At 74.5% G+C, this 14,414-nt stretch carries 8 protein-coding genes; 6 read left to right on the forward strand and 2 right to left on the reverse strand.

Features of this window, described 5'->3' with window-relative positions; translation table 11 throughout:
• Positions 1-248: 248 nt before the first annotated feature.
• Both B086_RS0113380 and B086_RS0113385 read right to left on the reverse strand, forming a co-directional pair.
• The gene (locus B086_RS0113380; RefSeq protein ID WP_018566921.1) at positions 249-827 is read right to left on the reverse strand and encodes an SUKH-3 domain-containing protein; all 579 of its coding nucleotides are present in this window, start codon (positions 825-827) and stop codon (positions 249-251) included.
• Positions 828-906: 79 nt separating this feature from the next.
• Positions 907-1,431, reverse strand: a complete 525-nt coding sequence (locus B086_RS0113385) for a YwqJ-related putative deaminase (protein WP_018566922.1) — start codon at positions 1,429-1,431, stop codon at positions 907-909.
• 335 nt (positions 1,432-1,766) lie between these two features.
• On the opposite strand from B086_RS0113385, the gene B086_RS0113390 reads away from it, so the two are divergent.
• From B086_RS0113390 to mfd, 6 genes are all read left to right on the forward strand, one after another.
• Positions 1,767-2,789, forward strand: a complete 1,023-nt coding sequence (locus B086_RS0113390) for an SMI1/KNR4 family protein (protein ID WP_026252385.1) — start codon at positions 1,767-1,769, stop codon at positions 2,787-2,789.
• A 7-nt stretch (positions 2,790-2,796) separates the two neighbouring features.
• Positions 2,797-5,604 carry an SUKH-4 family immunity protein gene (locus B086_RS0113395; protein WP_018566924.1) on the forward strand — a complete coding sequence of 936 codons (2,808 nt, stop codon included), beginning with the start codon at positions 2,797-2,799 and terminating at the stop codon, positions 5,602-5,604.
• A 210-nt stretch (positions 5,605-5,814) separates the two neighbouring features.
• Entirely contained in the window at positions 5,815-6,708 is an 894-nt protein-coding gene (locus B086_RS0113400; protein WP_018566925.1) for a hypothetical protein, read from the forward strand.
• Positions 6,709-7,129: 421 nt separating this feature from the next.
• Positions 7,130-7,918 carry an ABC transporter ATP-binding protein gene (locus B086_RS0113405; RefSeq protein ID WP_026252386.1) on the forward strand — a complete coding sequence of 263 codons (789 nt, stop codon included), beginning with the start codon at positions 7,130-7,132 and terminating at the stop codon, positions 7,916-7,918.
• Positions 7,915-10,500 (forward strand): ABC transporter permease, encoded by a 2,586-nt coding sequence (locus B086_RS0113410; RefSeq protein WP_018566927.1) that lies wholly within the window; start codon positions 7,915-7,917, stop codon positions 10,498-10,500. Before B086_RS0113405 ends, B086_RS0113410 begins: the two co-directional genes overlap by 4 nt.
• Before the next feature lie 326 nt (positions 10,501-10,826).
• Positions 10,827-14,375, forward strand: coding sequence for a transcription-repair coupling factor (gene mfd, locus B086_RS0113415; protein WP_018566928.1), 3,549 nt, complete (start codon positions 10,827-10,829; stop codon positions 14,373-14,375).
• Positions 14,376-14,414: the final 39 nt, after the last annotated feature.

Raw genomic sequence — 14,414 nt, forward strand, 5'->3', positions numbered from 1 at the left:
CGGGGCCGGTTCAGGGAGACCGGGATCGGGGGACGGCTGTACGTGGCTCGGGGCTGCCGTCGGTGGCTCGGAGGCGGCCATCGGTCTCGGGCGCACGGGCCTGGGGATTTGAGGCCCGGGAAGTCAGCGGCGGCCCCCGGCACGGCGGGCCGGGGCGAGCCGTCCCGGAAGCCGTGCCGCGGGCCGTCGGCCCCGGGACGCGTGCCGAGACCCTGGTCCCGCGGCGGGAGCGGCCGCGCCCGGTCGGGTCAGACCGCGGCCGTGGTGAGGCGTACCGGTGCCAGGCCGGAGACCAGTGCCGTCAGGGCCTGGTCGATGCCGGGGCCGAGGTACCAGTCGCCGGTGTGGTCCAGGGCGTAGACGCGGCCCTCGGCGTCGATGGCGAGCAGCGCCTGTGTGTCGCTCTCCGTGCCGAGCGGGCACACGTCGGTGCCCAGGGCGCGGCCGAGGTCGCCGAGGGTGCGGGCCAGGTGGAGGCCGTGCAGCGGGTCGAGGTCGAGCGCGGCCGGGGCGATCTGGCGGCCGGGCCCGGCGGGGGCGACGCGCAGTCCGCCGAACTCCGCCCAGGCCTCGACGGCGGCCGGGAAGACGCTGTGCCGGTGGCCCGCCGGGGAGGAGTGCTCGCGCAGGGCGTCGGCCCAGAACTCCGCCTGCTTTATGTCCCAGCGTCCGGGCTGCCAGCCCGCGGCGCGCAGGGCGGCGTCGACGGGGGCGGCGAAGCGGGCGGTCCCGGGGGCCTCCTCGGGCTCGGCGGGTCCGGCCGGGGAGGAGAGCTTCGCCGAGAGTCTGGTGGGGCGCTTGGCGGCGGCGCGGCGGTCGGCTTGCATGGGCCCTTCGTTCGTCCTGTTCGTCTCGTGCGCGGATGGCGTGCGCGGGCGGAAGGCGTGCGGGTCGGGTGTGCGGCCGTCAGGCCCTGCCGCCGGCGGGATCGACGATGTAGACGCCGAAGTGGGCGCTGAGCGCGGTGCAGGCGCGGCACGGCGCGGCGAAGCTGCCGTGCAGCGGGTCGCCGTCCTCGCGGATGCGGCGGGTGGTGAGCTTGGCCTGTTTGAGCGCTTTGCGGGCCTCGCTGTTGGTCATGGGTTTGCGCGAGGCGCGTTTGCTGCGGGTGGCGTCGACGGCGCTGATGTGCCGCGAGATGAGGATGGTCTCGGCGCAGCGGCCGGTGAAGCGGTCCCGCTGGGCGCTGGTGAGCGTGTCCAGGAAGTCCTGGACGAGCGGGTGCAGGGCCGGGGGCTCCTCGCTGCGCGCGGCCGTGCCGGTGAGGGTGGCGCCGCGTACGGAGAGGGCGGCGGCGATGGTCGGGAGTATGCCGTCGCGGCGGTGACGGAGGGTGGGCGCGAGCGGTCCCTCGCTGCTGCTCCAGCCGATCCGCGGGTCGCCGGTGCCGCTGGTGTGCGGTCCCGCCTGCGTCGCGTTCATGATCATCATTCCCCTCCCGAGCATCCCCCCGAAGGACACAGAGTGCCAAATCGCATGCCCCGTGTGGAAGCTGGGGCGGCGCGACACGCCCGGTGGAGGGCGGTGCGTCACGGCAGGGTGACGCCAGGTCACGGCCGGCCGGGACCGGCCGGGCGGCGGCGGCCGGGCCGGGTGCGGGCGGTGCGCGGTGGCCCGGTGACCGGTGTCGCGCTACCGCATAGGCTGTCGGCACGCCGCGCTCGCGCGGCCGACGCGTTGGAGAGAAGTAGTCGATACGGATCCCGGCGGACGGCACAGGAAGCCGCCGCCGCGGGCCGTACAGAGTGCCGCAGGGGGCAACCGCCATGACGACAGGTCGGCTCGGGCTGGGGGTACCACCCGGCCGCCGGGGTGGTGGGCAGGGTGCCGCGCCGCCCAACGCGGCCTACGCCGGACAGGTCGTGCACTTCCCGGACCCGGTCCGGGCCGCCCGCCACCCGCGAGGGGTGCGGGTGGACGAGCACGGCTACCCCGACTTCTCGCCGTACGCGCGGGCCGCGGCGCAGATCGCGGACCCGCCGGAGGGCTTCGGCGTGGACGAACTGCGGCTGACCGACTACGTCTCGGCGAACGCGGCGCTGGCGGCGACCGGCCACGAACTGTGGGACACGGTGCCCAGCGTGGCGACCCCGCACGGCTGGACCTGGCACCACGTGGCGGGCGGCCGCCGCCTCGAACTGGTCCCGGTGGAGGTGAAGGCGCTGCTGCGCCACCACGGCGGGATCGCGACCGCGAACGTCGACCAGGCCAAGCGCGGCACCCGGCCGCTCCAGGAGACCCGCCCGGCGCACTTCGGGCTGCCCAAGTCCGGCGCCGCGGTCTCCGAGCAGCAGGTGCAGGGCGTCGAGGAGGACCTCGGGTACCGGCTGCCGGGCGCCTACCGCTCCTTCCTGAAGGCGGCGGGCGGCTGCGCCCCGGTGGGCACCGCGCTCGACGCGGAACTGGGACTCCTGGTCGACCAGCCGTTCTTCACGGTGCGCGAGGAGGCCGCGGTCAACGACCTCGTGTACGTCAACAAGTGCTTGCGCGACCACCTCACCAAGGACTACCTGGGCGTCGGCTTCGTCCAGGGCGGGCTGCTCGCGGTGAAGGTGAAGGGCGAGCGGATCGGTTCGGTGTGGTTCTGCGCGTACGACGACGTACGGGACGTGGATCCGGCGTGGCCGCAGCCGGAGCGCGTCGAGCGGCTGCTGCTGCCGTGCGGTGAGGACTTCGACGCCTTCCTGTCCCGGCTGGCGGGCTCCCCGCCGGAGCTGGAGACGGTGGCGAACCTGATGGTGGACGGCGGATTCGCGCATGCCGTTCCGGCCTCTTCCGTGGGGGAGTGACTCGGCGATGGTGACGTACGCGCAGGCGCAGGAGCGCGCGGAGGAGTGGATCAACGGCGACGTGCCGTCGTACCAGCACCGGGAGGTGCGGGTACGGGAGTTCGAGCTGGGCTTCGTGGTGTGGGCCGAGGACCGCGCGGAGGGGCCGCGTTCGGACGGCGGCCGGCAGCGGCTGGTCATCGCCCGGGACAGCGGGGAGGCCACGCTGTGGCCCGCGCTGCCGGTGGGCGAGGTGATCCGCCGGTACGAGGAGGAGTACGGCCGTCCGGAGGCGGCGGCGGAGCCCGCCGCGGCGGCCCCGCCCGCCCGGGTGGACCTGAACCAGACGTCGTTCCTGCTCAGTCCGCCGGAATGGCTCCAGGAAGCGGCGGACAAGCTGGGCATTCCGGACCGCCGGGGCGAGAGCGGCGGCACGCCGGGCGGCCCGGCCGCCGGTGCCGGTGCGGACGCGGGTGCCGGTCCCGGCGTGGGCCCTGCGCGGGACGAGTCGCTGCCGCAGACGCAGGCCGGGGTGCCGGTGGGCGCGGCCGGCGGGGCGGGGCCCGGGGCTCCCGGGGCGCCGGACGTCCCGCCCGGTGCCACCCCGTGGGCCGGGACCGACACCAACGCGGACGCGGAGGAGGACCGTTCGGTCCCGCTGCCCGTGACGGTGTTCGCACCGCCGCTGAGCGGTGCCGACGACACCCCGCCGCCGCCGTCCGCCGCGTCCGACGCCAAGACGGCGCTGATGGAGGGCGGCAGCCGGCTCCCCCGCACGGCGGTGACCCCGGCACTCGACGCGACCGGCGCCCCCGCGCCGGTACCCCCGGGCAGCACGCCGCCTCCGGGGAGCACGCCGCCTCCGGGCAGCACGCCCCCGCCGTCCCCGGCCGCCGGTCCGGTGGCGCCGCCTCCGCCCCCGCCGCCCGGCGCGTCGTACGGCTACCCGGCGGCGCCCGGCGCGCCCGGTGCTCCGGCGGGTCCCGGAGTCCCGCCTCCGCCGCCGGTGGGCAGCACGCCCCCGCCCGCGGGCGGTACGCCCCCGCCCCCGCCGCCTCCGCAGGCGGGAGCGCCGTACGGCCATCCGCAGAACCCCGGGGTCCCGGGCACGCCGCCGCCTCCGCCGCCGGGCGGTGCGCCGTACACCCCCGCGGCCCCCGCCCCCGGGCGCCCGCTCGCGCCCAACGCCGGTGACATCGCCGACGCGGCGACCAGCAAGGCCGGGCCCCCGCCGCGCCGCGGGCACTCCGCCGCGCCGACGCCTCCGCCGCCGGGCGCGCCCGGCACCCCGGGAGCGCGTCCGGGCGGCCCGGACCCCGCCGTACCGCCACCGGGCGCACCGGCCGCACCGGCCGCACCGGGCGGTTACGCGCCGACGCAGCTCGTCTCGTCCCTGGGTCCGGACGGCCCCGAGGCCGCCCCGCAGCCCCCGGCCGCCCCCGGTGCTCCGGGCACCCCCGCCGGTACGACGCCCCCGGGCGGTGTCCACCACGCCGCCACGATGCTCGCCGACCCCGGCCGCACCGGCGGCGGCGCCCCGCAGCCGCCGGGTCCGCCCGGCGCCCCCGGTGCCCCGGGCGCGCCCAAGCCGCCGCCCGCGCCGGGCGCCCCCGCCGCGCCGGGCGTGCCCGGTCCGCCGCAGGCGCCCGCCGCTCCCGGTGCGCCCGGCGTGCCCGGCGGCGGGCAGGGCGGTGTGCACCACGCGGCGACCATGCTGGCCCCGCCCCCGCCCGGCGGTCCGGCCGTGCCCCCGCCGCCGCCCCCGCCCCCGGGCGCGACCCCGCCGCCGGGTCAGCCCCCCGTGCCCGGACCGCCCGTGCCCGGCGCGCAGCCCCCGGCCTACGGCTATCCCCCGCAGGGGCAGCCGACCGTGGGTCCCGGCTACCAGGCCGTGCTGCGCTACCGCGCACAGGACGGCTCCGAGCAGCAGCTGATCCGGCGTTCGGCGCCGGGCACCCCGCACCCGGAGTGGCAGATCTTCCACGAGCTGCGCGGCATGAACGTGCCTCCGGATCAGGTGCTGGAGCTGCACACGGAGCTGGAGTCGTGCCAGTTGCCGGGCGCCTACTGCTCGCGGATGATCCGCGAGCAGTGGCCGCAGGCCCGGATCACCTCGATCGCGCCGTACGGCACCGATCACGCCAGCCGCCAGCAGGGCATGCGGCAACTCCTGGCGCACCAGGGGGAGCTGCACCAGGTGGCGGACGGTCCCGCGCGCCCGGCGCCGGTGCGCGCGCCGCTGCCGCCGGTGCAGCCCGCGCCGCCGCTCCCGCCGGAGGGCATCGCCCAGGAACTGGGCGCGGCCTTCGGCCCGGGGGTGTTCCGGTTCGAGCAGGCGGCCGTGTCCCGCCAGGGCGTACCGCCGGTCGTGGCGCACACGCTGGTGGTGGCGGGGCTGCCGATGGACATGGGGCCCTTCTTCTGGGCGCAGGCCCAGCCGGGCCGCCCGGTGCCGACGCTGGCGGAGCTGGCGGCCGAGCGCGGGGTGCAGCCGGCCCCGGACGCGGGCTCGTACCTCGTCATGGGCAGTGACTTCGGCAAGGCGCTCTGCGTCCAGTACGGCACGGCGAACATCGTGGCCGTGCCGGTGGAGGCGGGTCCCGGCGGTACGTCCGCGCCGCCGCAGTTCGTGAACACCGGGCTGCCGGAGTTCGCGCGCTGCCTGGCGCTGCTGGGCCGGATGTGGCGGCTGCGGCACGGTCTGAACCAGGAGCAGGCGGGCCGCTGGACCGTGGACTTCCAGGCCCAGCTCGTCGCCCTGGACCCGGCGGCGCTCGGTTCGCCGGAGAGCTGGTGGTCGGTGCTGCTGGAGCAGATGTGGGACGGACTGCTGTGAGTGCGTGAGTGCGTGAGCGCCTGACGGCGGATGAGGGCCGGGCCCGGTCGCGTGACCGGGCCCGGCCCTCTTTCGTTCACTCCTGACCGGACCCGCACCCGGAGTGTCGCGTTATGAACATCTCGTCCCTATAGCTGAGGATGTGCCCGCAATCATCGTGTCGCATCCATTCGGCGGTGTCCGGCGGTGCACGACGGAGAGGGGTTCAGGATGGGCAGCACGGCGTCATCGGTCTCGCTCCACGGCTTCGCGGTCGTACGGGGGCGCTGCTACCGCCCCGATCAGGTGAACACCCAGGTGGACGCCCTCTTCGCCGACCGGGACGCGGCCTGGGAGCGCGCGGCGCGGCTGACGGTCCTGGCCCGGAACATGGAGGCGGAGCTGGCGGCCCTGCGCGAGCGGGCCGCCGGGCTCGGCGAGCAGACCTACGCCTCGCTCGGCGAGGGCGCCCGGAGCCTGCACGAGCACGGGCAGCAGGAGGCGCGGGCGGTGCGCGAACGCGCCCTCCGGGAGGCGCGCGAGCAGTACGAGGCGGCGCGGGCGTACGCCGACGGCCTGCTCCAGGACGCGCGGGCGTACGCCGACGCGGTGTGCGGGGCGGCGGAGGAGGAGGCCCGGCGGCGGACCGAGGCGGCGCGGGCCGAGGCGGACGCGCTGCGCATCGCGGTCCGCCGCGAGGTGAAGCAGACCCGCGGCCAGGCGCTGGCCGCGCTGCGCGAGGCGCGCCGCGGCGCCGAGGGGGCGCTCGCCGGACAGGCCCGCGAGCACACGGTCCGGCTGGCCGCGGCCGAGCGGGAGGAGAACGCGCGGCGGGCGGCGCTGGAGGCGGACCACACCCGGCGGCTGTCGGCCGCCGAAGCGGCGCTCGCCGTGGCGGAGCGGGCGCTGACGGAGGCTCAGGACGCCGCCCGCCGGGCGCCGGGGGAGGCGCGGGCGCGGGCCGCCGAGGTGCTGGACGCCGCCCGGCTGAGCGCGGAGCGGATCGCCCGGGAGACGGAGCGGGTGCTGCGCGAACACGGTGAACTCTGGGACGGCGTCAGGGCCCAGATGGACACCGTGCAGAGCGACATCACCACGCTGACCGGCCGGGCACGGGTGGAGTAGGAGGCCCGTCCCGCACGGGCGGCGCGGGGCGGCGGCTTGCCCCTCACGCGGCGGGAGGGTGGAGGCTCGGTGGGCCGACGGGTGGAGACAACCCTGAGACGGTCTCCGCCTGCCGGGGGACGGCCCCTAGGGGTAGCTCCGTACTCGGGGTCGGGGAGGGCTCGTACCGGCGGAGGACGAGATGGCCGCGAGCCGTCCTTAGTCTGGCTTTACGCCGCTGGGGGGCGGTGGACCGCACCGAGGGGGGTGGGGTTTTCCCCAGCGGAAGACTGCGCTGAGCACCAGCGCGCCCGGGGGCCCGCGCACAGCAGACTCGTCCCCGTACCCGAGCACCGCCACCCGAGCACCGATACCGCCACCGCGGTTCACCCCGCGCGGGGCACCGCTCCGCCCGCAGCAGGACCGACATAGGAGATTTACCGTGACAACGGCTGTGACCATTCCCAGGCACGGGGGCACTGGAAGGCCGACGGCCGTCGCCGCACGGGCGCGGCAGGTCGTCAAGGCGTACGGCTCCGGGGAGACCCGGGTCGTCGCCCTCGACCACGTCGACGTGGACATCGCCCGCGGCCAGTTCACCGCGATCATGGGCCCCTCGGGGTCCGGCAAGTCCACGCTGATGCACTGCCTCGCCGGTCTCGACACCGTGTCGGGCGGTCAGATCTACCTGGACGAGACCGAGATCACCGGTCTGAAGGACAAGAAGCTCACCCAGCTGCGCCGGGACCGGATCGGCTTCATCTTCCAGGCGTTCAACCTGCTGCCGACGCTGAGCGCGCTGGAGAACATCACCCTCCCCATGGACATAGCCGGCCGCAAGCCGGACCGGGCCTGGCTGGACCGGGTGGTGGAGACCGTGGGCCTGGCCGGGCGGCTCAAGCACCGGCCCAACCAGCTCTCCGGCGGCCAGCAGCAGCGCGTCGCCGTGGCCCGCGCGCTGGCGGCCCGGCCGGAGATCATCTTCGGTGACGAGCCGACCGGCAACCTGGACTCGCGGGCGGGCGCCGAGGTGCTGGGCTTCCTGCGCCGCTCGGTCGACGAGCTGGGCCAGACCATCGTGATGGTCACGCACGACCCGGTGGCCGCCTCCTACGCCGACCGGGTGCTGTACCTCGCCGACGGCCGGATCGTCGACGAGATGTACCAGCCGACGGCCGAGCAGGTCCTGGACCGCATGAAGGACTTCGACGCCCGGGGGCGTACGTCATGACCGTCCTGAGAACCTCCCTGCGCAACTTCTTCGCGCACAAGGGCCGGATGGCCCTCTCCGCGGTCGCGGTGCTCCTCTCGGTGGCCTTCGTCTGCGGGACGCTGGTGTTCACCGACACCATGAACACCACCTTCGACAAGCTGTTCGCGGTGACCGCGTCCGACGTGACCGTCGCGCCGAAGGCCGCCAAGAACAGCGACACCCCGCAGAACGGCGTCCCCGAGACGCTGCCGGCCGCCACCCTGGACCGGGTCCGGCAGGCCGAGGGCGTCAAGTCGGTCGAGGGCGGCGTCAGTTCGCCGAACGTGACGGTCGTCGACCGGCACAACAAGAACATGGGCTCCTCCAACGGCGCCCCGACCATCGCGGGCAACTGGACCTCCGCCGGCCTGCGGTCGATGGAGATCACCTCCGGCCACGCCCCGCACGGGCCGGGCGAGATGCTGGTGGACGCCGACACCGCCGACAAGCACGACCTGAAGCTCGGCGACGAGCTGCGCACCATCGCGCAGACCGGCGACCTCACGGCACGCGTCGTCGGCGTCGCCACCTTCAAGGTGACCAACCCGGGCGCCTCCGTCGTCTACTTCGACACCGCCACCGCCCAGCGCGGACTGCTCGGCACGACCGGCCGGTTCACCCAGATCTCAGTCACCGCCGCCCCCGGCGTCTCGGACGAGCAGCTCAAGCAGAACGTGACGCGGACCCTGGCCGCGGCAGCCGGGGCGAAGGCCGGCGCGTACAAGATCCAGACCGCCAAGGAGAACGCCGACGAGAACCGCAAGGACGTCGGGTCGTTCATGGACGTCATCAAGTACGCCATGCTCGGCTTCGCCGGGATCGCCTTCCTGGTCGGCATCTTCCTGATCATCAACACCTTCAGCATGCTGGTCGCCCAGCGCACCCGGGAGATCGGCCTGATGCGGGCCATCGGCTCCTCCCGCAAGCAGGTCAACCGGTCGGTGCTGGTCGAGGCGCTGCTGCTGGGCTTCGTCGGCTCGGTGCTCGGCGTCGGCGCGGGCGTCGGCATCGCGATCGGCCTGATGAAGCTGATGGGCGCGGCGGGCATGGACCTGTCCACCAAGGACCTGACGATCAAGGCGACCACCCCGGTGGCCGGTCTCGTCCTCGGTGTCGTCGTCACCGTCCTGGCCGCCTATCTGCCGGCCCGCCGCGCCGGCAAGATCTCCCCGATGGCCGCCCTGCGCGACGCCGGCACCCCGGCCGACGGCCGGGCCGGCTGGGTGCGCGCGGCGATCGGCCTGGTCCTCACCGGCGCCGGTACGGCCTCCCTGTACGCGGCGGCCACCGCGGACAAGGCGAGCGACGGCTCGGCCGTCCTCGGTCTCGGCGTGGTCCTCACCCTGATCGGCTTCGTCGTGATCGGCCCGCTGCTGGCGGGCGGGGTGGTCCGGGTGATCAGCGCGGTGCTGCTGCGGGCCTTCGGTCCGGTGGGCCGCATGGCCGAGCGCAACGCGCTGCGCAACCCGCGCCGCACCGGCGCCACCGGCGCCGCCCTGATGATCGGCCTCGCCCTGGTCGCCTGCCTGTCGGTGGTCGGCTCCTCGATGGTGGCCTCGGCCACCGACCAGTTGGACAAGTCGGTCGGCGCGGACTTCATCGTGCAGGGCAACCAGCGCATCGTCCCGCAGGCGGAGCAGGCCATGCGGCAGTCGCCCGGCCTGGCGCACGTCACCCGCTACAAGGACCTCGACGCCACCCTGACCTCGCCCGACGGCAGGACCGACACCGGCGGTGTCACGGCCGCCGACCCGTCCTACGCCGACGACCTGCGCCGCCCGGTCACCGCGGGCACCCTGAAGGACGCCTACGCCCCCGGCGCCATGTCGGTCGGCTCCGACTACGCCGACAAGCACCACGTCCACGTCGGCGACACCCTCACCGTCGCCTTCAAGGGCGGGAAGACGGCCCGGCTGAAGGTCGCCGCGATCACCAGCGACGACACCGCCATCGACCAGGGCGCCCGCTACCTGTCCATCGCCACCATGGAGAAGTACGTCCCCGCGGACCGCGTCCCGCCGAACATGATCATGTTCGCCAAGGCCGAGGACGGCAAGGAGACGCAGGCGTACGCCGCCCTGAAGAAGTCCCTGGAGCAGTACCCGCAGTACCAGGTGCGCGACCAGACCGACTACAAGCAGGAGCTGAAGGACCAGATCGGCCAGCTGCTGAACATGGTCTACGGCCTGCTCGCCCTCGCGATCATCGTCGCGGTGCTGGGCGTGGTGAACACCCTCGCCCTCTCCGTGGTCGAGCGGACCCGGGAGATCGGCCTGATGCGGGCGATCGGCCTGTCCCGCCGGCAGCTGCGGCGCATGATCCGCATGGAGTCCGTGGTCATCGCCCTGTTCGGCGCGCTGCTCGGCCTGGGCCTGGGCATGGGCTGGGGCGCCACCGCCCAGAAGCTGCTGGCCCTGGAGGGCCTGGGCGTGCTGGACATCCCCTGGCCGACGATCATCGCAGTCTTCGTCGGCTCGGCCTTCGTGGGCCTGTTCGCCGCGCTGGTCCCCGCCTTCCGGGCGGGCCGGATGAACGTGCTCAACGCGATCGCGACCGACTAGGACGACTGCGGATGACCGCGACCGACCAGGACGGACACGGATCCTGACGGCCGCGCACCGGACCCCTCGTGCACGGGGGTCACGGGGAGAGCCGCCCGGGGGCGGGAAGCCATGGGGGCTTCCCGCCCCCGGGTGCGTGCGCCCGCCGCCCGCGGACCCCGTCCGTGTCGTACGCCCGGTGCTCGTGTCATACACCCGTTCGATATCCGCCACGTTGTCCACAGGCCCGACCGCCCCCGCCCCGGCGACGTACGCTGAAGGAATCCCCGGCCCGTCCCCCGAGCCGGGCCCTTCGTGTTGCCCACCCCAGGACGGAAAGCCCCTCCATGAGCCTGCACGGTCTGCTCGACGCCGTCGTCAAGGACCCCGCCCTCGCGGAAGCGATCACCGCGGCCACGGACGGCAATCGCCCGCACGTCGACCTCGTCGGCCCGCCCGCGGCCCGCCCCCTGGCGATCGCCGCGCTGGCCCGCGAGTCCGGCCGCCCGGTGCTCGCGGTGACGGCGACCGGCCGCGAGGCCGAGGACCTGGCGGCCGCCCTGCGCTCGCTGCTTCCGGAAGAGGGCGTCGCGGAGTACCCCTCCTGGGAGACGCTGCCGCACGAGCGGCTCAGCCCGCGCAGCGACACCGTGGGCCGCCGCCTGGCCGTGCTGCGCCGCCTGGCGCACCCGCGGCCCGACGACCCCGGGACCGGCCCGGTCTCCGTCGTCGTCGCCCCCGTGCGCTCGGTGCTCCAGCCGCAGGTCAAGGGCCTGGGCGACCTGGAGCCCGTCGCCCTGCGCACCGGCGAGAGCGCCGACCTGAACGCGGTGGTGGAAGCCCTGGCCGCCGCCGCGTACGCGCGCGTGGAGCTGGTCGAGAAGCGCGGCGAGTTCGCCGTGCGCGGCGGCATCCTCGACGTCTTCCCGCCCACCGAGGAACACCCCCTGCGCATCGAGTTCTGGGGCGACGACGTCGAGGAGATCCGCTACTTCAAGGTCGCCGACCAGCGCTCCCTGGAGGTCGCCGAACACGGCCTGTGGGCCCCGCCCTGCCGCGAGCTGCTGCTCACCGAGGACGTCCGCACCCGCGCGCGTGCCCTGGCCGAGCGCCACCCTGAGCTGGGCGAGCTGCTCGGCAAGATCGCCGAGGGCATCGCGGTCGAGGGCATGGAGTCGCTCGCCCCGGTCCTCGTGGACGACATGGAGCTGCTGCTGGACGTGCTGCCCAAGGGCGCCATGGCCGTGGTGTGCGACCCGGAGCGGGTGCGCACCCGCGCCTTCGACCTGGTGGCCACCTCGCAGGAGTTCCTCCAGGCGTCCTGGGCGGCCACCGCGGGCGGCGGCGAGGCCCCCATCGACGTCGGCGCGGCCTCCCTGTGGTCCCTCGCCGACGTCCGGGACCGGGCGCGCGAGCTGGACATGATGTGGTGGTCCGTCTCGCCGTTCGCGGCCGACGAGAGCGCCTACGACGCCGAGGGCGACGGCGACACCCTCAAGCTGGGCATGCACGCGCCCGACACCTACCGCGGCGACACCGCCAAGGCGCTCGCCGACACCAAGGGCTGGCTCGCCGAGGGCTGGCGCACCGTCTTCGTCACCGAGGGCCACGGCCCGGCCGCCCGCACGGTGGAGGTGCTGGGCGGCGAGGGCATCGCCGCCCGCCTGGACACGGACCTCGGCGCGGTGTCCCCGTCCGTGGTGCACGTGGCGTGCGGCTGCATCGACCACGGCTTCCTCGACCCCGGCCTGAAGCTGGCCGTGCTCACCGAGACCGACCTGTCCGGACAGCGCACCGCCGGCCGGGACGGCGCCCGGATGCCGGCCCGCCGCCGCAAGACCATCGACCCGCTCACCCTGGAGGCGGGCGACTACATCGTGCACGAGCAGCACGGCGTGGGCCGCTACATCGAGATGGTGCAGCGCACCGTGCAGGGCGCCACCCGCGAGTATCTGGTGGTCGAGTACGCCCCGGCCAAGCGCGGCCAGCCCGGCGACCGCCTCTACATCCCCACCGACCAGCTGGAGCAGATCACCAAGTACGTCGGCGGCGAGGCCCCCACGCTGCACCGGCTCGGCGGCGCCGACTGGACCAAGACCAAGGCGCGCGTGAAGAAGGCGGTCAAGGAGATCGCCGCCGACCTGATCAAGCTGTACTCCGCCCGGATGGCGGCCCCCGGGCACTCCTTCGGCACCGACACGCCCTGGCAGCGCGAGCTGGAGGACGCCTTCCCGTACGCGGAGACGCCCGACCAGCTGACCACCATCGCCGAGGTCAAGGAGGACATGGAGAAGTCGGTCCCGATGGACCGCCTGATCTGCGGCGACGTGGGGTACGGCAAGACGGAGATCGCGGTCCGCGCCGCCTTCAAGGCCGTCCAGGACGGCAAGCAGGTCGCGGTCCTGGTCCCCACCACCCTGCTGGTCCAGCAGCACTTCGGCACCTTCTCCGAGCGCTACGCGCAGTTCCCGGTGAAGGTGAAGGCGCTCTCCCGCTTCCAGACCGACACCGAGGCGAAGGCGGTCCTCGAAGGGCTGCGCGAGGGCTCGGTCGACGTCGTCATCGGCACCCACCGGCTGTTCGCCTCCGAGACCAAGTTCAAGGACCTGGGCCTGGTCATCGTCGACGAGGAGCAGCGCTTCGGCGTCGAGCACAAGGAGCAGCTGAAGAAGCTGCGCGCCAACGTCGACGTGCTGACGATGTCCGCGACCCCGATCCCGCGCACCCTGGAGATGGCGGTCACCGGCATCCGCGAGATGTCCACGATCACCACCCCGCCCGAGGAGCGCCACCCGGTGCTGACCTTCGTCGGGCCGTACGAGGAGAAGCAGATCGGCGCGGCCGTCCGCCGCGAACTGCTGCGCGAGGGCCAGGTCTTCTACATCCACAACCGGGTGGAGTCCATCGACCGGGCCGCCGCCCGGCTGCGCGAGATCGTCCCCGAGGCGCGGATCGCCACCGCCCACGGCCAGATGTCCGAACAGGCCCTGGAGCAGGTCGTGGTGGACTTCTGGGAGAAGCGGTTCGACGTGCTGGTCTCCACGACGATCGTCGAGTCCGGCATCGACATCTCCAACGCCAACACCCTGATCGTGGAGCGCGGCGACAACTTCGGCCTCTCCCAGCTGCACCAGCTGCGCGGCCGGGTGGGCCGCGGCCGCGAGCGCGGCTACGCCTACTTCCTCTACCCGCCGGAGAAGCCGCTCACCGAGACCGCGCACGAGCGGCTGGCCACCATCGCCCAGCACACCGAGATGGGCGCGGGCATGTACGTGGCGATGAAGGACCTGGAGATCCGCGGCGCCGGAAACCTGCTGGGCGGCGAGCAGTCCGGCCATATCGCGGGCGTCGGCTTCGACCTGTACGTGCGGATGGTCGGGGAGGCGGTGGCGGACTACCGGCGGCAGCTGGAGACCGGTGAGACCGAGGAGGAGGCGCCGCTGGAGGTCAAGATCGAGCTCCCGGTCGACGCGCACGTCCCGCATGACTACGCGCCCGGCGAGCGGCTGCGCCTCCAGGCGTACCGGGCCATCGCCTCGGCCGATACGGAGGAGGACATCAAGGCCGTCCGCGAGGAGCTGACCGACCGTTACGGCAAGCTGCCCGAGCCGGTGGAGAACCTGCTGCTGGTGGCCGGGCTGCGGATGTTCGCCCGCGCCTGCGGGGTCGGTGAGATCGTGCTCCAGGGCGCCAACATCCGCTTCGCGCCGGTGGAACTGCGCGAGTCCCAGGAGCTGCGGCTGAAGCGGCTCTACCCGGGCGCGCTGCTCAAACCGGCCGCCCACCAGGTGCTCGTCCCGCGCCCGAAGACCGCGAAGGTCGGCGGCAAGCCGCTGGTCGGCCGGGAACTGCTGGCCTGGGTGGGCGAGTTCCTGACCTCCGTGCTCGGGTCGTAACACGCGATACGCCCCATCTGCTCCTTTTGCCTCTGTGCG

The sequence above is a fragment of the Streptomyces sp. PsTaAH-124 genome, from assembly GCF_000373685.1.
GTDB lineage: Bacteria > Actinomycetota > Actinomycetes > Streptomycetales > Streptomycetaceae > Streptomyces > Streptomyces andamanensis.

Bases quoted from the DNA above. Each gene is read 5' to 3' on its own strand.
- B086_RS0113380 (WP_018566921.1), bottom strand. From the start codon at position 827: ATGCAAGCCGACCGCCGCGCCGCCGCCAAGCGCCCCACCAGACTCTCG.
- B086_RS0113385 (WP_018566922.1), bottom strand. From the start codon at position 1,431: ATGATGATCATGAACGCGACGCAGGCGGGACCGCACACCAGCGGCACC.
- B086_RS0113390 (WP_026252385.1), top strand. From the start codon at position 1,767: ATGACGACAGGTCGGCTCGGGCTGGGGGTACCACCCGGCCGCCGGGGT.
- B086_RS0113395 (WP_018566924.1), top strand. From the start codon at position 2,797: ATGGTGACGTACGCGCAGGCGCAGGAGCGCGCGGAGGAGTGGATCAAC.
- B086_RS0113400 (WP_018566925.1), top strand. From the start codon at position 5,815: ATGGGCAGCACGGCGTCATCGGTCTCGCTCCACGGCTTCGCGGTCGTA.
- B086_RS0113410 (WP_018566927.1), top strand. From the start codon at position 7,915: ATGACCGTCCTGAGAACCTCCCTGCGCAACTTCTTCGCGCACAAGGGC.
- mfd (WP_018566928.1), top strand. From the start codon at position 10,827: ATGAGCCTGCACGGTCTGCTCGACGCCGTCGTCAAGGACCCCGCCCTC.